The sequence below is a fragment of the Bradyrhizobium dasycarpum genome, assembly GCF_042019905.1.
Classification (GTDB): Bacteria; Pseudomonadota; Alphaproteobacteria; order Rhizobiales; family Xanthobacteraceae; genus Bradyrhizobium; species Bradyrhizobium japonicum_B.
The window spans coordinates 5,173,045-5,196,557 of sequence record NZ_CP169574.1 but is presented as its reverse complement, the minus strand read 5'-3'; the positions used below and the strand labels follow the sequence as shown (position 1 = coordinate 5,196,557).

At 65.2% G+C, this 23,513-nt stretch carries 21 protein-coding genes, 1 tRNA gene and 1 pseudogene; 14 read left to right on the top strand and 9 right to left on the bottom strand.

The window, feature by feature from the left end; genetic code table 11:
- Window positions 1–121 precede the first annotated feature (121 nt).
- From ACETMP_RS24865 to ACETMP_RS24820, 10 genes and pseudogenes are all read left to right on the top strand, one after another.
- Window positions 122–1,561, top strand: a complete 1,440-nt coding sequence (locus ACETMP_RS24865; RefSeq protein WP_375158234.1) for a sigma-54 interaction domain-containing protein — start codon at window positions 122–124, stop codon at window positions 1,559–1,561.
- Window positions 1,562–1,803: 242 nt separating this feature from the next.
- A complete protein-coding gene (locus ACETMP_RS24860) occupies window positions 1,804–3,840 on the top strand; it encodes an acyl CoA:acetate/3-ketoacid CoA transferase (protein WP_375158233.1) in 2,037 nt (678 codons plus the stop codon).
- Between the two features lie 105 nt (window positions 3,841–3,945).
- Window positions 3,946–5,130, top strand: coding sequence for a substrate-binding domain-containing protein (locus ACETMP_RS24855; protein ID WP_375158232.1), 1,185 nt, complete (start codon window positions 3,946–3,948; stop codon window positions 5,128–5,130).
- 166 nt (window positions 5,131–5,296) lie between these two features.
- On the top strand, window positions 5,297–6,073 hold the full coding sequence (locus tag ACETMP_RS24850) for an ABC transporter ATP-binding protein (protein ID WP_375158231.1): 777 nt from the start codon (window positions 5,297–5,299) through the stop codon (window positions 6,071–6,073).
- On the top strand, window positions 6,070–6,792 hold the full coding sequence (locus ACETMP_RS24845; protein WP_375158230.1) for an ABC transporter ATP-binding protein: 723 nt from the start codon (window positions 6,070–6,072) through the stop codon (window positions 6,790–6,792). Before ACETMP_RS24850 ends, ACETMP_RS24845 begins: the two co-directional genes overlap by 4 nt.
- Complete coding sequence (locus ACETMP_RS24840) at window positions 6,789–7,799, top strand: branched-chain amino acid ABC transporter permease (protein WP_375158229.1); 1,011 nt, start codon at window positions 6,789–6,791, stop codon at window positions 7,797–7,799. Before ACETMP_RS24845 ends, ACETMP_RS24840 begins: the two co-directional genes overlap by 4 nt.
- Window positions 7,796–8,881 carry a branched-chain amino acid ABC transporter permease gene (locus ACETMP_RS24835; protein ID WP_375158228.1) on the top strand — a complete coding sequence of 362 codons (1,086 nt, stop codon included), beginning with the start codon at window positions 7,796–7,798 and terminating at the stop codon, window positions 8,879–8,881. Before ACETMP_RS24840 ends, ACETMP_RS24835 begins: the two co-directional genes overlap by 4 nt.
- 172 nt (window positions 8,882–9,053) lie before the next feature.
- A complete protein-coding gene (locus ACETMP_RS24830) occupies window positions 9,054–12,176 on the top strand; it encodes an EAL domain-containing protein (protein WP_375158227.1) in 3,123 nt (1,040 codons plus the stop codon).
- Window positions 12,177–12,205: 29 nt separating this feature from the next.
- A pseudogene (locus ACETMP_RS24825) lies at window positions 12,206–13,313 on the top strand (diguanylate cyclase).
- A 62-nt stretch (window positions 13,314–13,375) separates the two neighbouring features.
- Window positions 13,376–13,452 (top strand) — tRNA-Arg (locus tag ACETMP_RS24820).
- A gap of 26 nt (window positions 13,453–13,478) precedes the next feature.
- Here ACETMP_RS24820 and ACETMP_RS24815 read toward each other — a convergent pair.
- Window positions 13,479–13,688 carry a hypothetical protein gene (locus ACETMP_RS24815; protein ID WP_375158226.1) on the bottom strand — a complete coding sequence of 70 codons (210 nt, stop codon included), beginning with the start codon at window positions 13,686–13,688 and terminating at the stop codon, window positions 13,479–13,481.
- Between the two features lie 94 nt (window positions 13,689–13,782).
- Window positions 13,783–14,226: a TspO/MBR family protein gene (locus ACETMP_RS24810; RefSeq protein ID WP_375158225.1), complete on the bottom strand. Its 444-nt coding sequence runs from the start codon at window positions 14,224–14,226 to the stop codon at window positions 13,783–13,785.
- Between the two features lie 43 nt (window positions 14,227–14,269).
- Between ACETMP_RS24810 and dinB the strand changes: the two genes are divergently transcribed.
- Window positions 14,270–15,370 (top strand): DNA polymerase IV, encoded by a 1,101-nt coding sequence (gene dinB, locus ACETMP_RS24805; protein WP_375158224.1) that lies wholly within the window; start codon window positions 14,270–14,272, stop codon window positions 15,368–15,370.
- A 153-nt stretch (window positions 15,371–15,523) separates the two neighbouring features.
- On the opposite strand, the gene ACETMP_RS24800 is transcribed toward dinB, so the two are convergent.
- The 5 genes from ACETMP_RS24800 to ACETMP_RS24780 form a co-directional block, all read right to left on the bottom strand.
- A complete protein-coding gene (locus ACETMP_RS24800; RefSeq protein WP_257178941.1) occupies window positions 15,524–15,817 on the bottom strand; it encodes a hypothetical protein in 294 nt (97 codons plus the stop codon).
- A 211-nt stretch (window positions 15,818–16,028) separates the two neighbouring features.
- On the bottom strand, window positions 16,029–16,715 hold the full coding sequence (locus ACETMP_RS24795; RefSeq protein WP_375158223.1) for a DNA-3-methyladenine glycosylase I: 687 nt from the start codon (window positions 16,713–16,715) through the stop codon (window positions 16,029–16,031).
- 123 nt (window positions 16,716–16,838) lie between these two features.
- Window positions 16,839–17,576: a di-trans,poly-cis-decaprenylcistransferase gene (locus tag ACETMP_RS24790; RefSeq protein WP_257178944.1), complete on the bottom strand. Its 738-nt coding sequence runs from the start codon at window positions 17,574–17,576 to the stop codon at window positions 16,839–16,841.
- A 30-nt stretch (window positions 17,577–17,606) separates the two neighbouring features.
- A complete protein-coding gene (locus ACETMP_RS24785; protein WP_375158222.1) occupies window positions 17,607–17,981 on the bottom strand; it encodes a transcriptional regulator in 375 nt (124 codons plus the stop codon).
- Entirely contained in the window at window positions 17,968–18,585 is a 618-nt protein-coding gene (locus tag ACETMP_RS24780) for a hypothetical protein (protein WP_375158221.1), read from the bottom strand. Before ACETMP_RS24780 ends, ACETMP_RS24785 begins: the two co-directional genes overlap by 14 nt.
- 194 nt (window positions 18,586–18,779) lie before the next feature.
- Here ACETMP_RS24780 and ACETMP_RS24775 point away from each other — a divergent pair, with 194 nt between their 5' ends.
- The gene (locus ACETMP_RS24775; protein ID WP_375158220.1) at window positions 18,780–20,027 is read left to right on the top strand and encodes a S1C family serine protease; all 1,248 of its coding nucleotides are present in this window, start codon (window positions 18,780–18,782) and stop codon (window positions 20,025–20,027) included.
- A gap of 98 nt (window positions 20,028–20,125) precedes the next feature.
- On the opposite strand, the gene ACETMP_RS24770 is transcribed toward ACETMP_RS24775, so the two are convergent.
- Together ACETMP_RS24770 and ACETMP_RS24765 are read right to left on the bottom strand one after the other, a co-directional pair.
- On the bottom strand, window positions 20,126–21,100 hold the full coding sequence (locus ACETMP_RS24770; protein ID WP_375158219.1) for a Bug family tripartite tricarboxylate transporter substrate binding protein: 975 nt from the start codon (window positions 21,098–21,100) through the stop codon (window positions 20,126–20,128).
- Window position 21,101: 1 nt separating this feature from the next.
- On the bottom strand, window positions 21,102–21,254 hold the full coding sequence (locus ACETMP_RS24765; RefSeq protein ID WP_375162065.1) for a hypothetical protein: 153 nt from the start codon (window positions 21,252–21,254) through the stop codon (window positions 21,102–21,104).
- Here ACETMP_RS24765 and ACETMP_RS24760 point away from each other — a divergent pair.
- Together ACETMP_RS24760 and ACETMP_RS24755 are read left to right on the top strand one after the other, a co-directional pair.
- Window positions 21,225–21,635 carry a VOC family protein gene (locus tag ACETMP_RS24760; protein WP_375158218.1) on the top strand — a complete coding sequence of 137 codons (411 nt, stop codon included), beginning with the start codon at window positions 21,225–21,227 and terminating at the stop codon, window positions 21,633–21,635. The genes ACETMP_RS24765 and ACETMP_RS24760 overlap by 30 nt on opposite strands.
- Before the next feature lie 221 nt (window positions 21,636–21,856).
- Window positions 21,857–23,437 (top strand): AMP-binding protein, encoded by a 1,581-nt coding sequence (locus ACETMP_RS24755; RefSeq protein ID WP_375158217.1) that lies wholly within the window; start codon window positions 21,857–21,859, stop codon window positions 23,435–23,437.
- The last annotated feature ends 76 nt before the right edge of the window (window positions 23,438–23,513 follow it).

Below are 23,513 nucleotides of genomic sequence, written 5' to 3'. Positions count from 1 at the left end.
CGGGCTCGCTTCGCGCCCGGGACGACAGCAATTGCTGAGCTGGCTACAGCGCCACCCATTTTCCCCTTTGAAATCACTGGCCTTTTGCTAATACACAGGCGGACTTCCCGTGGGATTTGTCATGTCCGCTTCCGGCTCGATCCGCGACCCTGCCTATCTCCGTGCGCGCGCGATGGAGACGCTGTTCGAACGGCTGGAAAAGCTTTGCGAGGGCGCCATCGCGATCGACCACGACGGGTGCGTCGTCTACGTCAATGAAAAATATCTCGCAGCGCTCGGCCTCGGGCGCACCAGCGAGGCGATCGGCCGGCCGATCGAGGAGATCATCCCCAACAGCATGATGCGGAAGGTGGCCGAGACCGGGGAGCCGATCCTGCTCGACATCATGGAGCTCGGCGGCGAGCAGCTGGTCGTCACGCGGATGCCGATCGAGGACGAGAACGGGGCGGTGATCGGCGCGATCGGCTTCGTGCTCTATGACCACCTCGAAAGCCTGAAGCCGCTGCTCGCCCGCGTCGCCCAGCTCGAAAGCGATCTTCGCCTGGCGCGGCGGCAATTGTCGAACGCGCGCGCGGCGCGCTTCACCTTCGCCGACTTCGTCGGCACCACGGCCGGGATCGCGCAGGCCAAGGCGCTGGCAGGCCGCGCCGCGCGGCAGAGCGTCACCGTGCTCCTCACCGGCGAGACCGGGACGGGCAAGGAGATGCTGGCCCAGGCGATCCACAATGCCTCCTCGCGCGCAGACAAGCCGTTCGTCAGCGTCAATGTCGCCGCGATCCCGGAGACGCTGATCGAATCGGAATTCTTCGGCACCGCGCCGGGCGCCTATACCGGCGCCGATCGCAGGGGGCGCGAAGGCAAGTTCCGGGTTGCCGACGGCGGCACGCTGTTTCTCGACGAGATCGGCGAGATGCCGCTGCAATTGCAGGCCAAGCTGCTGCGCGTGCTGCAGGAGCGCGAGATCGAGCCGCTCGGCTCGGACAAGATCTCCAGGATCGACGTGCGCGTGGTCGCGGCCACCAATGTGGATTTGCGCAAGCGCGTCAGCGACGGTGCGTTCCGGCCCGATCTGTATTATCGGCTCAACGTGCTCTCGATCGACCTGCCGCCGCTGCGCCAATGCCTCGACGATCTCCCGGATATCTGCGCCAGGCTGCTCGAGGACATCAGCGCCTCCGGCGACTACGTCAAGGCGAAGATCACGCCGAGCGCGCTCGCCGCACTCGCACGCTACGACTGGCCCGGCAACGTCCGCGAGCTCCGCAACATCCTGGAGCGCGCGCTGATCCTCAGCGATTCCGGCCGGCTGACCGGCGAGGACGTCGCGCGCATACTTCCCGTCGGCACCGAGGTCAGGCCCGCGCCATCCGAGCGACCGGCCGGCCTCGTCGTGCCCTATGCCGAAGCCGAGGCGGAGTTCGAGAAGCACACGCTCGAACAGGCGCTCGCCGCCAGCAACGGCCAGATCTCCGAGGCCGCCAGGATGCTGCGGATCTCGCGCGCGACTTTCTACAAGAAGCTCGCCAAGTTCGGCCTCGCCTCGGGGCAGGCCTCCGTCTGAGTTTCGAGACACGGACCTGTCCGGAGTCTCGGATTCCTGACACGGTGCCCGGCTACTCTCCGGCTCAAACCGTGCCGCAATTGCCTGGATTCGGCAGCCTTTCACCAGCCAAAGGGATAATGGCGCAAACCTTGCTCGTTGCTGCCCGCTGTCGCGGGAGCTAGCTGTTCCAGGGCCGGTCCCTGCGATAGAATTAACTCAAAACAATATCGGCATGCGGTCGAAGGATCGGGAGGACCACCGTGAGCCATCATCCAGCTCTGCCCTATTTGCGCAATTCCGAGAAAGGCAAGGTCGTCACGGCGGCCGAAGCGGTCATGCTGATCCGCGACGGCGACACGGTGGCGACCGGCGGCTTCGTCGGCATCGGCTTTGCCGAGGAGATCGCGATCGCGCTGGAGGAGCTCTATCTCTCCAACGAGGGCGATGCGCCCTATACGCAAGGCAAGCCGCGCAATCTGACGCTGGTCTATGCGGCGGGCCAGGGCGACGGCAAGCTGCGCGGCCTCAACCATTTCGCGCATGAGGGCCTGGTCCGGCGCGTGATCGGGGGCCATTGGGGGCTTGCGCCGAAATTGCAGCAGCTCGCGGTCGCGGGCCAGATCGAGGCCTACAACCTGCCGCAGGGCGTCATCACGCATCTGTTCCGCGACATCGCCGCGCACCGGCCCGGCCACATCACCCGCGTCGGCATGGGCACGTTCGTCGACCCCCGGCAGGGCGGAGGCAAGCTGAACGCGCGCACCACCGAGGATCTGGTGGAGCTGATCACGCTGCGCGGCGAGGAATGCCTGCTCTACAAGACCTTTCCGATCAACGTCGGCATCATCCGCGCCACCACCGGCGATCCCGACGGCAACCTCACGATGGAGAAGGAGGCGCTGACGCTGGAAGCGCTCCCCATTGCCATGGCGGCGCATAATTCCGGCGGCATCGTCATTGCCCAGGTCGAACGGGTGGCGGAGGCCGGCAGCCTCAATCCGCGCCAGGTCAAGATCCCCGGGATCCTGGTCGACTGCGTCGTGGTGGCAAGGCCGGAGAATCACTGGCAGACCTTCGGCACCCAGTACAATCCGGCGTTCTCGAGCGAGATCCGCGTCCGTGCCGCCTCGCTGCCGGTGATGCCGGTCAGCGAGCGCAAGATCATCGCGCGGCGCGCGGCGCTGGAGCTCAAGGCCAACAGCGTCGTCAATCTCGGCATCGGCATGCCCGAGGGGATCGCCTCGATCGCCAACGAGGAGCGGATCATCGACCTCATCACGCTGACGGCGGAGCCCGGCGTGATCGGCGGCATCCCGGCTAGCGGCATCGATTTCGGCGCGGCGATCAACACGCAGGCCGTAATCGACCAGCCCTATCAGTTCGACTTCTACGACGGCGGCGGACTCGATGCCGCCTTCCTCGGGCTCGCCCAGGTCGATCGCGCCGGCAACCTCAACGTCAGCAAGTTCGGGCCGAAGCTCGCGGGCGCCGGCGGCTTCATCAACATCAGCCAGAACGCCAAGGAGGTCATCTTCGTCGGCACCTTCGGCGCGGGCAAGCAACGCATTGCGGTGGAGGGCGGGAAGCTCGTCATCGTCGACGAGGCCAAGTCGCGCAAATTCGTAGGCAATGTCGAGCATGTCACTTTCAGCGGCCCGTTCGCCGCAGCTCGCAAGCAGCGCACGTTGTATGTCACCGAGCGCTGCGTGTTCGAGCTCAGGCCCGACGGCGTCGAGCTCACCGAGGTCGCGCCCGGCATCGACCTCGAGCGCGACATTCTGCGCCTGATGGATTTCAAGCCGCTGATCCCGCGCGACCCCGCGCTGATGGACGAGCGCATCTTCCGCGAGGGCATGATGGACCTGCGCGAGCGCCTGCTCACCATTCCGCTCGACCAGCGCTTCACGCTGGACGAGCAGCAAGACCTGTTCTTCGTCAATCTGGAGCGCTATCCGCTGCGCAGCAGAGCCGAGATCGACACCATCGCTGCGATCGTCGAGGCGAGGCTCGCGCCGCTCGGCCGCCGGGTCTACGCCATCGTCAATTATGACAATTTTTCCATCCTGCCGGAGCTGATGGACGATTATTCGGCCATGGTGCGCAGCCTCGTCGACCGCTTCTATTCAGGCGTGTCGCGCTACACTACGTCCGGCTTCCTGCGCATCAAGCTCGGCGAGGCCCTGGAGAAGCGCGGCGTCGCGCCGCATATTTTCGAAAGCGCGGAAGAGGCGCAATCCGACTGGCGCCACGTCGAAGGCGCCGGCACCGCGCGCGCCGTGCAGCAGGCCCAGACATGATGCATGCTCGCGCGGCTGATCCGCGTCGTCGGAAGGTTCAATTGCATTGTTCGTAGCGTTGTGCAAATCGCTGTTGCCAGAAGCTTTACATCAGGAGGGACCATCGTGCGTCGATCACTCATCTTAACAACAACCATTCTCGCGCTCGCCGCGGGCACCGCCGCACGGGCCGACGATCTCAAGATCGGACTGATCTACGGCAAGACCGGCCCGCTCGAGGCCTATGCCAAGCAGACCGAAACCGGCCTGAAGATGGGTTTCGAATACGCCACCAAGGGCAGCATGACGCTCGACGGCCGCAAGATCGTCATCATCACCAAGGACGACCAGGGCAAGCCGGACCTTGCTAAGGCCGCGCTCGCCGAAGCCTATCAGGACGACAAGGTCGATATCGCGATCGGCACGACTTCGTCCGCCGCCGCGCTCGCCATTCTCCCAGTCGCCGAAGAGAACAAGAAGATCCTGATCGTCGAGCCCGCGGTCGCGGACCAGATTACCGGCGAGAAGTGGAATCGCTACATCTTCCGCACCGGGCGCAACTCCTCGCAGGACGCGATCTCCAACGCGGTCGCGATCGGCAAGCAGGGCGTCACCGTCGCAACGCTGGCGCAGGACTACGCGTTCGGCCGCGACGGCGTCGCTGCCTTCAAGGAAGCGCTCGCCAAGACCGGCGCCACGCTTGCCGCCGAAGAATATGCGCCGACATCGACCACCGACTTCACCGCGGTCGGCCAGCGCCTGTTCGACGCGCTGAAGGACAAGCCGGGCCGCAAGGTGATCTGGGTGATCTGGGCCGGCGCCGGCAATCCGCTGGCCAAGCTCCAGGACATGGACCCGAAGCGCTACGGCATCGAGCTCTCCACCGGCGGCAACATCCTGCCGGCGCTCGCGGCCTATAAGGGCCTGCCCGGCATGGAAGGCGCGACCTATTATTTCTACGACATCCCGAAGAACCCGGTGAACGACTGGCTGGTCGCCGAGCACCAGAAGCGCTTCAACGCGCCGCCGGACTTCTTCACCGCGGGCGGCTTCGCCGCAGCGATGTCCGTCGTCGCCGCCGTCACCAAGGCGAAGTCGACCGATACCGAGAAGCTGATCACGGCGATGGAAGGCCTGGAGTTCGACACGCCGAAGGGCAAGATGGTGTTCCGCAAGGAAGACCATCAGGCGCTGCAGAGCATGTATCACTTCAAGGTGAAGGTCGATCCGAACGTCGCCTGGGCCGTGCTCGAGCCGGTGCGCGAGCTGAAGATCGAGGACATGCAAGTTCCGGTCAAGAACAAGCGCTGAGGTCTTCGTCACCTCTCCCGCTTGCGGGAGAGGCCGGGAGAGGGCTCTATCCTCTCAGGGGGTCTCGCCCGCGGACACACCCTCTCCCCAGCCCTCCCCCGCAAGCGGGGGAGGGAGCGCAGCGCGATCGCGGATATATCGCCGTTCCATCATTCGCCGGACTCCAATGTCTCTCACCCTCGAAACCCGCGATCTCACCATCCGCTTCGGCGGTCACGTTGCGGTCAACAACGTCTCGTGCACGTTCCGCCCGGGCGAGCTCACCGCGATCGTCGGGCCGAACGGCGCCGGCAAGACCACTTATTTCAACCTGATCTCGGGCCAGCTGCGCGCTTCGCACGGCAGCATCCTGTTCGACGGCACCGACATCACCCAGCTTTCAGCGCCGCTGCGCACCCGCGCCGGCCTCGGGCGGGCTTTCCAGCTCACCAATCTGTTTCCGAACCTCACCGTGGAAGAGAACGTGCGCCTGGCGGTGCAGGCGGCGAACGGCACCCATTACGACATGCTGCGGCCCTGGATGGTGCGCCGCGACCTGATCGCGCGCGCAGACGGCATCCTCGACCAGGTCGCGCTCGGCAGCCGCCGCGGCGTCGCCGCGACCGCGCTATCGCATGGCGACCAGCGCAAGCTCGAGGTCGCGCTGATGATCGCGCTCGAGCCGAAGGTTTTCATGTTCGACGAGCCGACCGCCGGCATGAGCATCGACGAAGTGCCTGTCGTCCTCAACCTGATCGCGCAGCTCAAGCAGGACAAGAGCAAGATCATCCTCCTGGTCGAGCACAAGATGGACGTGGTGCGCTCGCTCGCCGACCGCATCATCGTGCTGCATAACGGCCAGCTCGTCGCCGACGGCCCGCCGGCCGAAGTGATCGCCTCGCCGATCGTGCAGGAAGCCTATCTCGGCGTCGCGCCCAAAAGCGCTGCAGAGAGTGCCGCATGACCGATTTGCTCAAACTCTCCGGCGTCCATACCCATATCGGCCGCTACCACATCCTCCAGGGCATCGATCTCACCGTCCCGCAAGGACAGGTCACGATGCTGCTCGGCCGCAACGGTGCCGGCAAGACCACGACGCTGCGCACCATCATGGGGCTGTGGCAGGCCTCGAGCGGCGAGATCAGCCTCGGTGGCGAGCGCATCGAGGGCCGCGCCACGCCCGATATCGCGCGGCTCGGCGTCGGCTACGTGCCGGAGAGCATGGCGGTGTTCTCCGATCTCACGGTGAAGGAGAACCTCGTGCTGGCGGCGCGCGACGGCCCGCTCGACGACAGCCGGCTCGACTGGATCTTCGGCTTCTTCCCGGCGCTGCGCCGGTTCTGGCTGTCGCGCGCGGGAAGTCTCTCGGGCGGACAAAAGCAGATGCTGTCCATCGCCCGCGCCATCATCGAGCCGCGCCAGCTGCTCCTGATCGACGAGCCGACCAAGGGCCTGGCGCCCGCGATCGTGATGGCGCTGATCGAGTGCCTGAAAGAAATCAAGCGCAAGGGCGCGACGATCCTGCTGGTCGAGCAGAACTTCTTCGCCGCCCGCGAGCTCGGCGACAGCGTGCTGGTGATGGACAACGGCACCATCGTCCATCGCGGCGAGATGGCGGCGCTCGCCGCGGACGTGCCGCTGCAGGAGCGGCTGCTCGGCCTGAGCCTGGAGACACATCAGTGACCGAACTTGCCGCAAACGATCCGCTGCCGAAGCCGAAGCGCGACCTCGCGCCGATCCTGCTGCCGGTCGCGCTCGCGCTGCTCATGATCCCGTTTGTAGGCTCGACCTCCTCCTGGCTGACGCTGACGGCGGCGAGCCTTGCGATGGGCATGATGATCTTCATCATGGCCTCCGGGCTGACGCTGGTGTTCGGCCTCATGGACGTGCTCAATTTCGGCCACGGCGCCTTCATCGCCGTCGGCGCCTATGTCGCGACCCTGGTGCTGGCGCCGTTCGCGGCCTCCATTCAGGCCGATTCGCTCTGGATGAACCTTGCGGTGCTGGCACCGGCGGCGCTGCTCTCGATGGCGGTGTCGGGCGCCCTCGGCCTCGTCGTCGAGCGCGTGCTGATCCTCCCCGTTTACGGCCAGCACCTGAAGCAGATCCTGATGACAACAGGCGGGCTCATCGTCGCCGAGCAGACGCTCTATGCGCTGTGGGGACCGCAGATCATTCCGATGCCGCTGCCGGCCTCGCTGCGCGGCTCCTTCATCATCGGCGACGTCGCGATCGCCAAGTACCGCGTGCTGGCAATGCTGATCGGCCTTGGCATCTTCATTGCGATCCAGCTCGTGCTCAATCGCAGCAAGCTCGGCCTTCTGATCCGCGCCGGCGTCGAGAACCGCGAGATGGTGGAGGCGCTCGGCTATCGCATCCGTCGCCTGTTCCTCGGCGTCTTCATGACGGGATCGGCGCTCGCCGGCCTCGGCGGCGTGATGTGGGCGCTCTATCGCGAGCAGGTCCACGCCTCCATGAGCGACGACCTCACGGTGCTCATTTTCATCGTCGTCATCATCGGCGGCCTCGGCTCGATCGGCGGCTGCTTCATCGGCGCGATCCTGGTGGCGATGGTCGCCAATTACGGCGGCTTCCTGGTGCCGAAACTCGCCCTCGTCTCCAACATCCTGCTGATGGTCGCCATTCTGATGTGGCGGCCGCGCGGCCTTTATGCGGTGACCAGCCGATGATGATCCTGTCCGGCGATCCGCCGCGTAGCCGCGTCCTCACGCTCGTTCTCGTCGTCATCATCCTGGCGCTGGCGGCGACGCCATTCCTGTTTCCTGGAGCCAAGGCGCTGAACGTCGCGGCCAAGATCTGCGTCTTCGCCGCGCTGGTCGCCTCGTACGACCTCCTGCTCGGCTATACCGGCTCGGTATCGTTCGCCCACACCATGTTTTACGGCATCGGCAGCTACGCCATCGCCATCGCACTGTATGGGATGGGTCCGAATTGGGCCGCGGTCGCAACCGGCATCGTCACCGGCTTGCCGCTGGCCGCCCTGCTGGCGCTCGCGATCGGCCTGTTCTCGCTGCGGGTTGCGGCGATCTTCTTTGCCATGATCACGCTCGCGGTCGCCTCCGCCTTCCAGGTGCTGGCCTCGCAGCTGTCCTGGCTGACCGGCGGCGAGGACGGGCGCAGCTTCCAGCTGCCGGAGCTGCTGCGCCCCGGCACCGTGCTGATCTCCAAGAGCCTGTTCGGCTTCGAGATCAACGGCCGCATCCTGACCTTCTACCTGGTGTTCGCCGTCTCGGCCCTGATGATCCTCGCTTTGCTCCGTGTCGTGAACTCGCCGTTCGGGCGTGTGCTGCAGGCGATCCGCGAGAACCGCTTTCGCGCCGAGGCACTCGGCTTCCGCACGGTGTTTCACCTGACCTACGCCAATTGCCTCGCCGCCCTCGTCGCCGCCGGCGCCGGCATCCTGAACGCGCTGTGGCTGCGCTATGCCGGTCCCGATACCTCGCTCAGCTTCTCGATCATGCTGGACATCCTGCTGATGGTCGTGATCGGCGGCATGGGCACGATCTACGGCGCGATCATCGGCGCCAGCATCTTCATCCTCGCCCAGAACTATCTGCAGTCGCTGATGGGGGTCGCCTCCAACGCGGCCTCGGAGGCCGGCCTGCCGCTGCTGCCCGGGTTGCTGCATCCCGACCGCTGGCTGCTGTGGCTCGGGCTATTGTTCATCGCCAGCGTCTACTTCTTCCCGACCGGCGTGGTCGGACGGCTGCGCAATCCCGCCGGCGGCAAGAGCGCCGACAGCTCGCATTAACGCACGGTTCATGATGCAGCGCGGCGATTGCCGCGCGCAGCACAACCGCGAGGCGATTCCCGCTCGGCTGCACACGAACGCGGTCGCGCAACTCGATTAATGCTTAGGTAACTGGCTTTCCTAAGGTTTGGGCCATTTGTGCGGTGTATTCGTGTTCCTCCAGGGAGGGGGAATGCGCCAGGTCTTTTCCACGGTGGCCGCCGGAACGTCTCTAGCCGCAAGGAACGGCTGGGAGGCCTTGATGCGGCGTGGTCCTGTGCTGTGGTTGACCCTGTGCGGCATGTTGCTGGTCGCGGGCATCTTCGGCGTGACGGCCATGGCCGTCGGCGAGTTTCGCGAGCGCACGCTGTCCAATCGCGAGCGCGAGCTCGAAAACACGGTGCAGCTGATCGCGCGGCACTTCGACCAGCAATTCGAGGATTCCGACGTCGTCGCCGCCGATCTGATCGCGCAAATGAACCTGGCGGAGATCACCTCGCCGGAGACGTTCCGCGAGCGCATGTCCGGGCCTGCAGCGCACCAGATGCTGCGCGGTAAGATCAGCCCGGTGTCCTATCTCGGCGATATCGCGATCTACGACGCCGACGGCGAGCTGATCAACTGGTCGCGGGCCCAGCCGCTTCCCAAGGTCAACGTTTCGTCCCGGACCTACTTTCAGACGTTCAAGACGAACCCGCGGTCCGAACCGGTGCTGCTGGAATCCGTCCGCAGCTTCATCATCAACAAATGGACCACGATCGTCGCACGCCGCTTGAACGGCGCGGACGGCACCTTCCTCGGCGCGATGGTCCGCCGGATCGATCCGGACAGCTACCGGAACTATTTCGCATCCGTCGCGCTAGCCGAGGGCACGGCCATTTCGCTGTTCGATCGCGAGGGCAAGATGCTGGCGCGCTATCCGCATCGCGAAGAACTGATCGGGCGAAACTTCAAGGACGCGCCGCTGTTGCAGGAGGTGCTCGCCACGGGCGGTCAGCTGACGCTGCGCGGCAAGAGCCCCGTCGACGGCGAGGACCGGCTCGGCTCGGCGGCATCGCTGACGCATTTCCCGCTGGTCATCGTCGCCACCAACACGACAGCCGCGGCGCTGGCAGACTGGCGGCAGCAGACCAATTTCATGGTGGCCACCGCCGCCCTTTCGGCAGCCGTCATCGCGCTCATCCTCTACCTGATCATTCGCCTGATCAACCGGCAGAACCGCGAGGCGCAGGAACGGCTGGAAGCGGAGCGGCTGCGGCTCGACACCGCCCTGAACAACATGACGCAGGGGCTGATCCTGTATGATGCGAACGGCACCATCGTCACCTGCAACCGCCGTTATGCCGACATGTTCGGTCTTTCTCACGACGTCATCAAGCCCGGCTGCCACATTCGCGAGGCGATGTATCATCGCAAGGAGCGCGACGCATTTGACGGCGACGTCGAGGCGTTCTGCGCCGACGTGATGCGGGTGGCCGCCGAAGGCACGGTCTCCACGAGAACGCATCAGCTGGCCAACGGCCGCGCCTTCCAGGTCATCAACACCCCGTTGGCCCAGGGCGGATGGGTCGCCACGATCGAAGAGATCACCGAGCGCCGCCACCTGGAACAGGAGCGCGATCGCAACCACACCTTCCTGCGTGAGATCATCGACCACATCCCGTCGCAGATCACCGTGAAGGACGCTCGCACGCGGCAATATCTCCTGCTGAACGGCGTCGCCGAGCAGCTGTTCGGCCAGTCGCGGCAGGACGTCATGGGCAAGACCGCCTTCGACATCTTCCCCGAGCCGCACGCCGCCCGCATCACCGAGGACGACACCAACGCGCTGCAATCGGCCAAGGGACTGTACAAGGACGAGCACCCCTGGCACATGCCGGGGAAGGGACTGCGCTACATCACATCGACCCGGATCGGCATTCACGACGACGCCGGCGAGCCGCGCTATCTCATTCACGTCATCGATGACGTCACCGAGCGGCGCCGGGCCGACGAGAAGATCGCGCATATGGCGCATTACGATGCGCTGACCGACCTGCCGAACCGCACGTTGTTCCGCGAGCAGATCGAACGCGAGCTGGCGAAGGTCGCGGGCGGGGATCAGTTCGCACTGCTCTATATCGACGTCGACGAGTTCAAGGGCATCAACGATTCGCTCGGTCATCACGTCGGCGACGAGTTGTTGAAGGCGATCGCAAGCCGTCTGCGCAGCTGTCTCGAGGAGGGCGATCTGATCGCACGCCTGGGCGGCGACGAGTTCGCGGTGATCCAGACCGGGATCCAGTCCTCCGCCGAGGTGCTGGCCTTCGTGACGCGGATCTACCAGGCGATCCGGCAGCCCTATCATTGTCTCGGCCATCAGCTCTCCACCGACGCGAGCATCGGGATCGCGCTGGCGCCGCAGGACGGCACCGATCTCGACCAGCTCGTCAAGAACGCCGACCTCGCGATGTACGGCGCCAAGGCCGAAGGGCGCCGCACCCATCGCTTCTTCGAGCCGGCGATGGATGCCTGCGCCAGGGCGCGCCTGAGCATGGAGCAGGATCTGCGCCAGGCGCTGGTGGACGGCGGCTTCGAGATTCACTATCAGCCGCTGGTCGATCTGCGCTCGGGCGAGGTCTCGGGCTGCGAGGCGCTGCTGCGCTGGCGACATCCCGAGCGCGGCATGGTCTCGCCGGCGGAGTTCATTCCGGTCGCCGAGGACACCGGCCTGATCACCGAGCTCGGCGATTGGGTGCTGCGCATGGCCTGCAACGAGGCCGCGACCTGGCCGACGCATATCCGCGTCGCAGTCAACGTGTCGCCGGTACAGCTCAAATGCGACACTCTGGCGCTCCGCATCGCAGGCGCACTCGCCGCCTCCGGCCTCGACCCGCGCCGGCTCGAGCTCGAGATCACCGAGGCCGTTCTGATCCGCGACGACGAGGCTGCGCTTTCGATCCTGCACCAGCTCCGCTCGATCGGCGTCCGCATCGCGCTCGACGATTTCGGCACGGGTTATTCCTCGCTCAGCTATCTCAAGCGCTTCCCGTTCGACAAGATCAAGATCGACCGCTGCTTCGTCGCCGACATCGCGGAGGCGAGCGGCTCGCCCGTGATCGTGCAGGCGGTGGTGAACATTGCCGCGGCCAGCAGCATGACAACGGTCGCCGAGGGCGTCGAGACCGAGGCGCAGCGCGAGATGCTGCGTGCGCTCGGCTGCACGCAGATGCAAGGCTATCTGTTCAGCGCGCCGAAGCCGGCCGCCGAGGTGCGCAAGCTGTTCGGCCCGAGTGACGGCTTGCCCGGCGCCTTGCCGGTGGCGGCGGTGGCCTGATGGCAAAACCGGTGAAGCCGTCGGGCAAGATGCCGCGTAAAGCTTCGGTCAAGTCTTCGGCCAAGTCTTCGGCCAAGTCTTCGGCCAAGTCTTCGGCCAAGACGACCGACGTCGCTGATTCCTATGCCGTGCGGCTGATGCAGCACCTGGTGGTGCCGACCTTCGTGATCGACCCGAAGCGCCACGTCGTGATCTGGAACAGGGCCTGCGAACGGTTGACCGGCCTCGCCGCCTCGGAAGTGATCGGCACCAACAAGCACTGGCAGGGCTTCTACGAGACCAGGCGCCCTTGCCTTGCCGATCTCGTCGCACTCGACCAACCGGAGCGGCTTCCGGAGTTCTATTCGGAATATGGCGCGCGCGGCCATAACGGGCTGGGCTTTTCCGCGGAGAACTGGTGCACGATGCCGAAGCTCGGCAGCCAGCTCTATCTCGCCATCGACGCCGGCCCGATCCACGACGAGGCCGGCCATCTGATCGCCGTGGTGGAGAGCGCTGCGCGACCTCACCGACCAGAAGCGCGCCGAGATGGCGCTGAAGGAGCTCGCCACCAAGGACGGGCTGACCGGCCTGTCGAACCGCCGCTCATTCGACCAGATGCTGTTGAGCGAATGGGCCCGGGCCCATCGCACGCAAAAGCCGCTGGCGCTGCTGTTCGTCGACGTCGATCATTTCAAGCTGTTCAACGACCACCATGGCCACCAGACCGGTGACGAATGCCTGCGCGCGATCGCCTCCGTCGTCAGCCGGCATGCCGTGCGTCCGCTCGATCTCGCCAGCCGCTATGGCGGCGAGGAATTCGCGCTGGTCCTGCCGGACATGGATTGCGACAGTGCCTGCGTCATCGCCGAGGAGATCCGCGGCGCCGTCTTGGCCTTAGCGATCGCCCACGGCGCGGCGGGCGCCGGCGACCACGTCACCCTCAGCGTGGGCGTCGCCAGCCACATTCCCGGCGCGGTCGACGGCGGCCCCGACCGGCTGCTGGGCGCGGCCGACGAGGCGCTCTATGTCGCCAAGCGGCTCGGGCGCAATCGCGTCATCTGCGCCGAACGGCTGCTGGCCGAGTTCGCCAGTCTCGGCCGGCAGGCCGCAACGGTTCCGGGCCCCTTCCGGCGCAAATCGGCCAAATCAGCCTAGCGCTCAATGTCGCGAGAAGCGGTTGCCCGCCCCTCGCCAATCGGCTAAATGAACCTGCAACTGCACCCGTAGCTCAGCTGGATAGAGCGTTGCCCTCCGAAGGCAAAGGTCACACGTTCGAATCGTGTCGGGTGCGCCAGCGGCCAGCCATTCAGGTCCCGCCACTCACGTCAGCAGCGCGATGATCGCCTGGAGCTGGTCGGACGCGGCCGTCACCAATCCGTCATATGACGTCTGGCCGTGAGCGGCGGCGTGCAGGATGTATTCGGCGACGGCTGCTTTCAGGCCGAACACCGATTGATGGGACGGCACGCTCGCCATCACGGTCTCCAGCGCTTGACGCATGGTTTGAATGAGCTCGGAGCTGTATTGCATGGGCTGTCCTCCCGCGGCTCATATTGGGTCGCATGTCCATGCTTGCCACTCACATGCCTGAGATTGTCTTTTGAATCGGTCGAGACCGATCGTCTCAATTCAACCGCCAGATCGCCGCATTGAGCACGCCGGCAAATGCGACCCACGCCGCGTAGGGCACGAACAAGGCGGCGGCCAGCCTGTCGCGTGACAACTCGGGGCCGATATAGGTCACGATCGCGCCGAGCAGCGCAATGAGGATGACGAGCGCGGCGCCAATCTGGTGCATCGTGAACATGACCGGAGACCATGCAAAGTTCAGCGCCATCTGCGCGGCCCAGGCCAGCATCGCTTTGCCCCGGGGTTCGCGGCGAAAGGTCCGCCATCCCGCAATGGCGATGAGCGTGTAGAGGATCGTCCAGGCCAGCGGGAACGCCCAGTTCGGCGGCACGAAGCCCGGCTTGGCAAGGCCCGCATACCACTCGCCGGGCGGATTCGTCGCGCCGATCAGCCAGCCGATGCCGACCACGCCCGCCACGAACAGCACCAACTGAAACATCCGTCACCTCGCGCTTCGCTTTGCCCGACTGTATCATCTTTCCATGAACGATTCCGACCCGGTCACCGGTAACGCATCGCCAGTGCGCAAGATCATCCATATCGACATGGATGCTTTCTATGCGTCGGTGGAACAGCGCGACAATCCGCAGCTGCGCGGACAGCCGGTTGCGGTCGGAGGCTCGGCGGAGCGCGGCGTCGTCGCGGCCGCCAGCTACGAGGCGCGCAAGTTCGGCGTTCGCTCCGCCATGCCGTCGGTGACGGCGAAGCGGCAATGTCCCGACCTGATCTTCGTCAGGCCGCGCTTCGAGGTCTACAAGGCGATCTCCAGGCAGATCCGCGACATCTTCGCCGAGCACACGCCGATCATCGAACCGTTGTCGCTCGACGAAGCCTATCTCGACGTGACGGAAAATCGGCAAGGCATCCCGCTGGCGCGGGACATCGCGCTGCGGATCCGCGAGAAGATCAAGGCCGAAACCGGCCTTAACGCGTCGGCCGGCATCTCCTACAACAAGTTTCTCGCCAAGCTCGCCTCCGATCATCGCAAGCCCAACGGTCAGTTCGTGATCGCGCCGGAGATGGGACCGGCCTTCGTCGAAGCGCTGCCGGTCGGCAAGTTTCACGGCATCGGGCCGGCGACTGCCGCGAAGATGAATTCGCTCGGCCTGTTCACCGGCCTCGACATCCGCAACCAGACGCTGGAGTTCATGAATGCGAATTTCGGCAAGTCGGGCGCCTATTATTACTGGATCTCGCGCGGCGTCGACGAACGGCCGGTTCGGGCCAACCGGATTCGCAAGTCCATCGGCGCGGAGAACACGTTCTCGACTGATCTGGCCGAATATGACGCGCTGGCCGCCGAGCTCAGACCTCTCGTCGACAAGGTCTGGCGCCATTGCGAGGCGACCGGCAATCGCGGCCGCACCGTCACACTGAAGATCAAGTTCGCCGACTTCGAGATCATCACGCGCAGCAGGTCCGTCCTGGCCGCGGTCAGGGGCCGGGACGATCTGGAGCGGCTGGCCTGCGGCCTGCTCGAGGCCGAGATGCCGCTGGGAAAGCGCGTCAGGCTGCTGGGTGTCTCGCTGTCCGCCCTCCAGGCCGGCGAGGACGCGGAGCCGCAGCTGACGCTCGGCATTTGAGCGAGGCCGCTCGCCGGAAACGCAAGGTGATCGAGAACAGCTGAGGACGTCTCTATGTGGCGAGAGCCCTCACCCGCCGCGCTCGGCAAGCCCGACCGCCTCTCCGGCAAGCGGGAGAGGCGGAGCAAGCCTAGGGCAGCACCCGCGTCACACTCAATGCCGCATATGCTCGAACACCACGATCACGCCGGTCGGCTCGGGCTCGTGCGCCATCAGGCGGGTCAGGTCGGAATCGCCCCAATCGGCGAGGCTGACGACTTCACCGCTCTGGCGATCGGCGCCGGGCGACGCAGTGGGCTCGAGCACCTTGAGGCCCATTTCGTCGACGAAGAAGGTGTGCTCGCCGAACATGCTGTTGAGCTGCGGCATGGCGGGATGTTCGTCGGGCAGCACCTGGGCGCCGAGCTGGTTGACGGTCTGCTTCACCTGTTCGGATGTGAGCTTCATGAGCTGCTCCGTTCTGTGTCCGGTTTCATTGGCCCGGGCGGGAGCGCGCGTTCCCTGCACCCTTTGTCCGCCTGGCTCAAGCCCGAACAGGTGCTGCAGACAAATGTTCCGGCGAAATGCATTTTGTGATCGCGCGTTCGCATCTGCCGCGCTCACGGCACGAGATCGCCACAGGATGCACACGATCTGCCGGCTGAGCTAGGCTCACAGATTATTCGCTGCGGTTCTCGCCCACCGACAGCGCGCAGATGCGCGAGAGATAAGTGTAGGGCAGGCCGGTTTCCTCGGCCCAGGCGTTGAATTGCGCCTGCACCTTGGCGAGATCGCCCTTCGACTTGACCTCTTCTGCAATGTCGAGACCGCCATCGCGCAGGCAGACGACAACGTCCTTGGACGTCACAAAGCCGTCCCAGCCGACGAAGCGCAGCAGCATCTGGCCGGTGTTGCCGCCGAGACGGCTGCCACGCCTGGTCAGGAGATCGAGCAGGCCGATCTGGTTGGACGACGGCCATTTCGCCAGAAACTTGCCGAAGCTGCCATGCTCCTTCGCGATCTCCTGGACGAACGCGGCGTTGTCGCGCACCGACATGATCTTGGCTCCGTTGCGCACGATACGCGCGTCGCGCAACAGGCCCTCCCAATAGTCTTCCGGCTGGAAGCTGAGCTTGGCCGGCTGGAAATGCAGGAAGGCCTCTTCAAAGCCATCCCATTTCGAATCGATTACGCTCCAGGCGAAACCGGCGCAGAACACACGCTTGGTCATCTCCGCCAGGATGCGATCGTCGCCGAGCTTGGCCAGACGCTTCAAGTCGGGCTTTCCCGGCATCAGCTTTTCCAGGGCCTTGGGCCCGCCCTTGCGTTTCTCGGCACGGGCGCGAATGGTCTTGAAGGAGGGCATGCGGACACGAGCGGTTGAGGGCCGTCACGACATCAGAAATCCGCGATGCAGTCCAGCCCCGCGGATAGCGCTGCCGCCAATCATGCTGCTGAGATCGAACTGCTCGCCTTCATCTGCCGCGCGTCACACACGAGAGAGAGACGGCACCTCCTCCGGCAGGATCGCCTGAAGGCCGCCGAAGCGGCGCTCGCGGCCGTGAAAGGAGGCCAGCGCCGCAGCGAGATCGCCGGCGTCGAATTCGGGCCACATCCGTTCGGTGAAGTGCAGCTCGGCATAGGCGCCTTCCCAGAGCAGGAAGTCCGAGAGCCGCTTCTCGCCCGAGGTGCGGATGATGAGATCGACGTCGCGCAGGCCGGCCTCGCCGGTAACGAGCTGCGAGAAGGCTTCGCGGGTGAGGCTGGTCAGCGCTGCCGCCTTCGCCGCGGCATTGAGGATGGCATCGCGCGCGGAATAGTCGACCGCGATGCGCAAGTGCAGCGTGGCGCCGCCGGCGGTGGCCTGTTCGGCCTGCGCGATCGCGCTGGCGATGCCTTCGGGCAGGCGATCGCGGCGGCCGATCACGGTGAGGCGCACGCCGTTCTTGACCAGGCTCTGCACCTCGTTGGCGAGATAGAAGCGCAGCAAGGTCATCAATGCGGCTACCTCGGCCTTTGGTCTCCGCCAATTGTCGGTGGAGAAGGCGTAGAGCGTCAGCGTACCGATGCCCTGCTTGGGCGCGGCCTCGACGATGCGGCGGATGGTCTCGACGCCGGCCTCGTGGCCGCGCACGCGCGACAGGCCGCGCCGTGTCGCCCATCTCCCGTTGCCGTCCATGATGATGCCGACATGAAGCTTCTCGCTGTGGGACGCATCACTTTGCATTGCAAAGTCTCCGGTCAAAAAAGGGAAGGATCAGGTCGAGACGATGCCGAGGCGGCCGAGCGCCGGCGCCTCGCGGCCGGCGGCCCTGGCGGCGTCGCGCACCAGGCGTTCCAGCACGGCGAGATAGTCGAGGAAACGGCGACGCCCAGTCTTGGTGAGGCGGCAGGTCGTGTGCGGACGGTTGCCCTCGTAGCCCTTGGTCACGTCGACGAGGCCGGCCTCCTGGAGCACGGCAAGGTGCCGGCTGAGATTGCCGTCGGTGAGGCCGCACAGCTGCTTGAGGTCGGCAAAGGCCAGCCCCTTGGGATGCGCCATCAGCGAGGTCAGAAGACCGAGCCTCGCCTTCTCGTGGATCACGCGGTCGAGCCCTTCGTAGGAGAAGGGTGCGCTGTCAATCTTCGACATCATGGTCTCCCGATGCGACATGCAGAATGGCCGCCATCAGCGACTGCCCGATCAGGAAGGGCAGGCCCATGGTCCATGGCGACAGCGTGTGGGTCTGGCTCGCGATCAGCACCACCGAAAAGCCGGACACGAAATACCAGGCCCCGGCGAGCGCCACGGGGCGCGGCAGCGAGCGGACCGAGGCGAAAATGCCGATCGACACCAGGATCTGCCACAGGCCCGGCAGCAGCCACAACGTCTCGGCCGCGAACTTCCACATCACCACCGCGAGCAGCACGCCGGCAACGCCCGCGGGCAGGAACTGCTCAACCGCCTGGTGGATCATGGCGTCGGCCAGACCCGAATGATGGCGGCGCGAGCGCGCGCGCATCTCGATCCCGATCATCAGGACGGACAGCGCAGCGGCGACGAACCAGCCGACGAAGAAGCCGAGCGGCTCACCCGTGGGATCGTCGAGCAGCCAGAATTGCAGCACTGCCGTGATGAGCGCGACGGCACCGGTCGCGGCCATCGTCGCCGGGCCGTAGCCGCGGAACGCCGTGCCGGCCGCGATCTGGCTGCGGATCGCCACGATGTCGGCCAGAGCCTTGTCGAGATCGCGCATTGGCAACGCCGAAGCCTCGTTCACACTTGCTCGCCGGGATTGTCGGCTACTTTGTAGCGCAAAGTATACAGCGATGCAAAGCAAACGCAACCGCGAACCGCGGCGAGCGGATCTGTTTTGCGGCGAACAACTGCCGGTTGCGCAAAGCCCGTTCCGGCAGATAAGATGTGCGCGAGAGCGTCCGGGGGCTGAGTATGTGGCTTAAGTCATTGATCATTGCGTTGTTGTCACAGTTGGCTCTCGCCGGCACCGCCGATGCGAAAGGCCCCTTTGGCAGCCTCAAGATCGGTAACTGGATCGGGGGCGCGTTCAGCAACGATGAGACCGGCGCCTTCTCGCATTGCGCCGCCACATCGCCCTATGCGAACGGCGTCATCCTGGTCGTGAGCCAGAATTCCGCCGGCACTTGGTTGCTGGCCTTTGCAAGTCCCGGCTACAACTTCAACAAGGGCGAGAACGCTGCCATCGACGTGACCTTCGATGGCCAGGAGCAGGCCAGGCTGTACGCGACGGCGTATCAGTCCAACATGCTCACGGCCGTCATGCCGCTCAACGTCGTGCGGACGTTCCAGAAGGCGAGCCTGATGGTGGCGACCGCCGGCCGCACGGTTCTGAACTTCGATCTGACGTCGACCGGGCCGGTCATCGCCGCACTGGCCAATTGCGTCACGAGAGTGAAAGCCGACGGGCTCGACAAGGCCGGCGACTTCGCCAAGGGCGCGGCAAAGCCGGCAATGGCCGGCGACAAGCAGGGCGCGCCTCCCGCCAAGCCGGCTCGGACCGGGACCTTCACGGGGACTGGTTTCGTGGTGAGTCCCAACGGACATATCGTCACCAACAGTCACGTGATCGATAGCTGCACCGGCGAGATCAAGGGCAATCTCGCCGGGGAGGCCGCCATGGTTCTGCGCGTCGTCTCCAGCGACGCGACCAACGATCTTGCGCTGCTGCAAGCGCCGGCGACGGCGTCATTCAAGGACTTCGCCAGGATTCGGGACCGCTCGATGCACTCCGGCGATTCCGTGGTGGCCATCGGCTTCCCGCTGCACGGCTATCTTTCCTCCGACCTGACCGTGACCACGGGCATCGTCAGCTCGCTCAGCGGCTTCCGCAATCACACGGGACGCCTGCAGATCAGCGCCGCGATTCAGGCGGGGAATAGTGGAGGCCCCTTGTTCGACATGTCCGGTCAAGTCGCAGGCGTCGTCGTTGCCAAGCTCAACGCGCTCAGGATGATCAAAGAGACCGGGCAGTTGACCGAGAACATCAACTTCGCCATCAAGACCGGCGCGCTGCGCGACTTCCTCGACAATTCCGTGGTGCCTTATCGGACTGGGGAACCAAAGGGCGAGCAGAAAGCCGCCGACATCGCCGCGAACGCCCGCGCCTACACGATGTTGATCTCGTGTACCGGCACGGAGCAGGCGGACGCGAAGCGGTAGAGCGACCGCGGCCAGCTCGGCCCAGACCAAGGAAACGAAGCGCGTAAGAAAAAGCCCTGCCGAACGGCAGGGCTTCATTCCCGTCATTTCCGGGATCGCTACTCGACCTTCAGGCCGGCGAACTCGACGACCTTCCGCCACTTCTCGGTCTCGGCCTTGATCTCCTCGCCGAACGCTTCCGGAGTCTGCGGCCGCGGCTCGCCGCCGAGCTCAACCAGACGCTTGGCCATGTCGGGCTCCTTGAGCACCGCGTTGACCTCGGCGTTGAGCTTGGCGATGATGTCCTTCGGCGTGTTCTTGGGCGCGCCCATGCCGAACAGCGCGCTGGCCTCGTAGCCCTTCACGGTCTCGGCGACCGTCTGCACGTCGGGCAATTGCGGCGAGCGCTCCGCCGTGGTGACGCCGATCGCACGAAGCGAGCCGGAGCGGATGTGCTGGATGATCGAAGGCATGTTGTCGAAGATCACCTGCACCTGTCCGGCGAGCATGTCGGTGATCGCGGGCGCCGCGCCGCGATAGGGCACGTGCTGCATCTTGCAGCCGGTCATGGCCATGAACATCTCGCCCGACAGATGCACCGAGGTGCCGTTGCCGGACGAGGCCATGTTGACCTTGCCGGGATTGGCCTTCACATATTCGATGAACTCGGCGACGTTCTTGGCCGGCACGTCCTTGCCAACGGTCATCACGTTCGGCACGCGCTGGAACGAGGCGACCGGCGCCATGTCGTTCACGAAGTTGAACTTGAGGTTCTTGTAGAGCGAGGCGTTGATGTAATTGGCCGGGTTGACCAGCTGCAGCGTGTAGCCGTCGGGCTCGGCATTGATGACCGATTCGGTGGCGATGTTGTTGCCGGCACCCGGCTTGTTCTCGACCACGAATTGCTGGCCGAGCTTTTCCGAAAGCCGCTGGCCGATCAGGCGCGCCAGGATGTCGGTGGCGCCGCCCGGCGGATAGCCGACCACCCATTTCACGGGCCGGGCCGGATAATCGGCGGCAAGAGCCTTCGACAACGGGGTGGCTGCAAGCGGACTGGCGGCGAGCAGGCCCAGCGCGGTACGGCGAGTGATCATCTCAAGGGTTCTCCCAGTGTTGTTCTTGAAGGTCGAATAGCTTGTAGGTCGAGTCGATCGGGTTGTAACAAAGGTCGTCGCGGGCGGAAAGTGCGCGCGGCGCATCATGACGAAAGGATGAGACATGACGGTCAAGATTCATGCCCTGGATCATCTCGTGATCAACGTCAGCGATGTTGCGGCGACAGCGGAGTGGTACCGCAAGATTCTCGGCATGGAAGTCAAGGTGTTCGATCCGGGCGGCGGCAAAGCGCCGCGGACTTTCCTTCAATTCGGTAACCAGAGGATCAACGTGCGCCAGCGCGATGCCGACAGAGTCGAGTGGTTCACCGCCAACCACCCGACCGCCGGCAGCGAGGATCTGTGCTTCCTCACCTCGGCCACACCGGACGAGGTGGCAGCGCATCTGGGTGCACATGGCATCGCGATCGAGGCCGGTCCAGGCCCGCGGCAAGGCGCCCGCGGCACGCTGCGCTCGGTCTATTGCCGGGATCCCGACGGCAGCCTGATCGAGATTTCGTCATACGAGGATTAGTCTCCGTCATTCCGGGGCGGTGCGCAGCACCGAACCCGGAATCTCGAGATTCCTGGGTCTGGTCCTTCGGACCATCCCGGAATGACGAAGGAAAGACCGAACACGCTGCCACTGCGCAGCACGCCCATCTCCTCATTTGCGTCCCGCGCCATCCGATGGCAGGAAGACGCAATAATCGCATGACAGCCGCCATCAAGATGCAGGCTGCACGGGGAGGAGCCATGCCACTTCAACAAACCACCGCCGGAATCGTCGGCCCGTTCGACGGGCTCGACGTACCCTGGTTGCTCAAGATGCGCGCCGAGGTCCGGCGCGATCATCCGTTCCTGATCTGGGCGCCGTTCGATGCGCCGGCGCGGCGCTGGAGCTATGGCGAGTTTCACGAGCGAGTCGGCGCGCTGGCGGCGGGGCTGGCACGGCGCGGCGTGAATCCGGGCGAATATGTGCTCATTCATCTCGACAATTGCATCGAGGCGATGCTGGCCTGGTTTGCCTGTGTCGAGCTCGGGGCCATCGCGGTCACCACCAACACCCGCTCCGCACCGGCCGAGATCGCGTATTTCGCAGATCATTGCGGCGCGGTTGCCGCGATCACCCAGCCGGCCTATTCGGAACTCGTCGCGCAGAACTGCCGCAACATTCGCTGGATGGCGGTGACCTCGCATGATGCCGGCGCGGCGCCTGCGCAGGCGGTCTCACGTGGTGACAGGTTTGAATCGCTGTTCGCCGACAGCACCGACCGCCCCAAGCGCCCGACCGATCCGCTTGCGCCGTGCAGCGTGCAGTACACCTCGGGCACGACATCGCGACCCAAAGCGGTGCTGTGGACCCACGCCAACGCGCTGTGGGGCGCCAAGATCAACGCCGCGCATGAGGACCTGCATGCGAGCGACGTGCATCAGACCTATCTGCCGTTGTTCCACACCAACGCGCTGGCCTATTCCATGCTGGCGACGCTGTGGGTCGGGGCCACCTGCGTGATCCAGCCGCGCTTCTCGGCGAGCCGGTTCTGGAGCGTCGCGCGCGAGCACGGCGCGACCTGGACCTCGACCATTCCGTTCTGCATGAAGGCGCTGCTGGAGCAGGAGGTCCCGAAAGACCACAAGTTCCGCCTGTGGGGCACGGCGATCAACGAGCCGCCGGCCTTCGCCGCCTTCGGCATCAAGATGATCGGCTGGTGGGGCATGACCGAGACCATCACCCACGGCATCGTCGGCGAGGTCGACCAGCCCAACATCCCGATGTCGATCGGGCGCGCCGCGCCCGAATATCAGATCCGCATCACCGACGACGACGGCCGGCCGACCGAGGTCGGCGGCACCGGCAATCTGTCGATCAAGGGCATCCCCGGCCTGTCGCTGTTCGCCGAATATCTCCACAATGAGAAAGCCACGCGCGAGAGCTTCGACGAGCACGGCTTCTTCCTCACCGGCGACCGCGTCGAGCGGCTCCAGAACGGCTACATCAAGTTCGGCGACCGTGCCAAGGACATGCTGAAGGTCGGCGGCGAGAACGTCGCGGCCTCCGAGATCGAGCAGGTGATCGCGCTGGTAGCGGGCGTGCGCGAAGCCGCCGTGGTGGCGAAGCCGCACCCGATGCTGGACGAGGTGCCGGTGGTCTTCATCATCCCGCAGGGCGGTGTCGCCGGCGCCGCGCCCGATCTGCACGAGCGGGTGATGGAAGCCTGCCGCAAAGGCCTTGCCGATTTCAAGGTGCCGCGCGAGATCAGGCTGGTCGACGACATGCCGCGCTCGACGCTGGAGAAGGTCGCCAAGGCGGAGCTGCGGAAGATGGTGGGGTGAGCGCATAGGGTGGGTTAGCCGAAGACGTAACCCACCATGCTTCAGAGAATGCCGAACGAAGTTCGGTGGATTACGC

Excerpts from the sequence above, each read along its gene's own strand:
- ACETMP_RS24755 (WP_375158217.1), top strand. The coding sequence starts at position 21,857 with ATGCCACTTCAACAAACCACCGCCGGAATCGTCGGCCCGTTCGACGGG.
- ACETMP_RS24785 (WP_375158222.1), bottom strand. The coding sequence starts at position 17,981 with ATGTCGAAGATTGACAGCGCACCCTTCTCCTACGAAGGGCTCGACCGC.
- ACETMP_RS24795 (WP_375158223.1), bottom strand. The coding sequence starts at position 16,715 with ATGCCCTCCTTCAAGACCATTCGCGCCCGTGCCGAGAAACGCAAGGGC.
- ACETMP_RS24775 (WP_375158220.1), top strand. The coding sequence starts at position 18,780 with ATGTGGCTTAAGTCATTGATCATTGCGTTGTTGTCACAGTTGGCTCTC.
- ACETMP_RS24835 (WP_375158228.1), top strand. The coding sequence starts at position 7,796 with ATGATGATCCTGTCCGGCGATCCGCCGCGTAGCCGCGTCCTCACGCTC.
- ACETMP_RS24800 (WP_257178941.1), bottom strand. The coding sequence starts at position 15,817 with ATGAAGCTCACATCCGAACAGGTGAAGCAGACCGTCAACCAGCTCGGC.
- dinB (WP_375158224.1), top strand. The coding sequence starts at position 14,270 with ATGAACGATTCCGACCCGGTCACCGGTAACGCATCGCCAGTGCGCAAG.
- ACETMP_RS24790 (WP_257178944.1), bottom strand. The coding sequence starts at position 17,576 with ATGCAAAGTGATGCGTCCCACAGCGAGAAGCTTCATGTCGGCATCATC.
- ACETMP_RS24760 (WP_375158218.1), top strand. The coding sequence starts at position 21,225 with ATGACGGTCAAGATTCATGCCCTGGATCATCTCGTGATCAACGTCAGC.
- ACETMP_RS24830 (WP_375158227.1), top strand. The coding sequence starts at position 9,054 with ATGCGCCAGGTCTTTTCCACGGTGGCCGCCGGAACGTCTCTAGCCGCA.
- ACETMP_RS24780 (WP_375158221.1), bottom strand. The coding sequence starts at position 18,585 with ATGCGCGATCTCGACAAGGCTCTGGCCGACATCGTGGCGATCCGCAGC.
- ACETMP_RS24845 (WP_375158230.1), top strand. The coding sequence starts at position 6,070 with ATGACCGATTTGCTCAAACTCTCCGGCGTCCATACCCATATCGGCCGC.
- ACETMP_RS24815 (WP_375158226.1), bottom strand. The coding sequence starts at position 13,688 with ATGCAATACAGCTCCGAGCTCATTCAAACCATGCGTCAAGCGCTGGAG.
- ACETMP_RS24810 (WP_375158225.1), bottom strand. The coding sequence starts at position 14,226 with ATGTTTCAGTTGGTGCTGTTCGTGGCGGGCGTGGTCGGCATCGGCTGG.
- ACETMP_RS24770 (WP_375158219.1), bottom strand. The coding sequence starts at position 21,100 with ATGATCACTCGCCGTACCGCGCTGGGCCTGCTCGCCGCCAGTCCGCTT.
- ACETMP_RS24850 (WP_375158231.1), top strand. The coding sequence starts at position 5,297 with ATGTCTCTCACCCTCGAAACCCGCGATCTCACCATCCGCTTCGGCGGT.
- ACETMP_RS24865 (WP_375158234.1), top strand. The coding sequence starts at position 122 with ATGTCCGCTTCCGGCTCGATCCGCGACCCTGCCTATCTCCGTGCGCGC.
- ACETMP_RS24765 (WP_375162065.1), bottom strand. The coding sequence starts at position 21,254 with ATGATCCAGGGCATGAATCTTGACCGTCATGTCTCATCCTTTCGTCAT.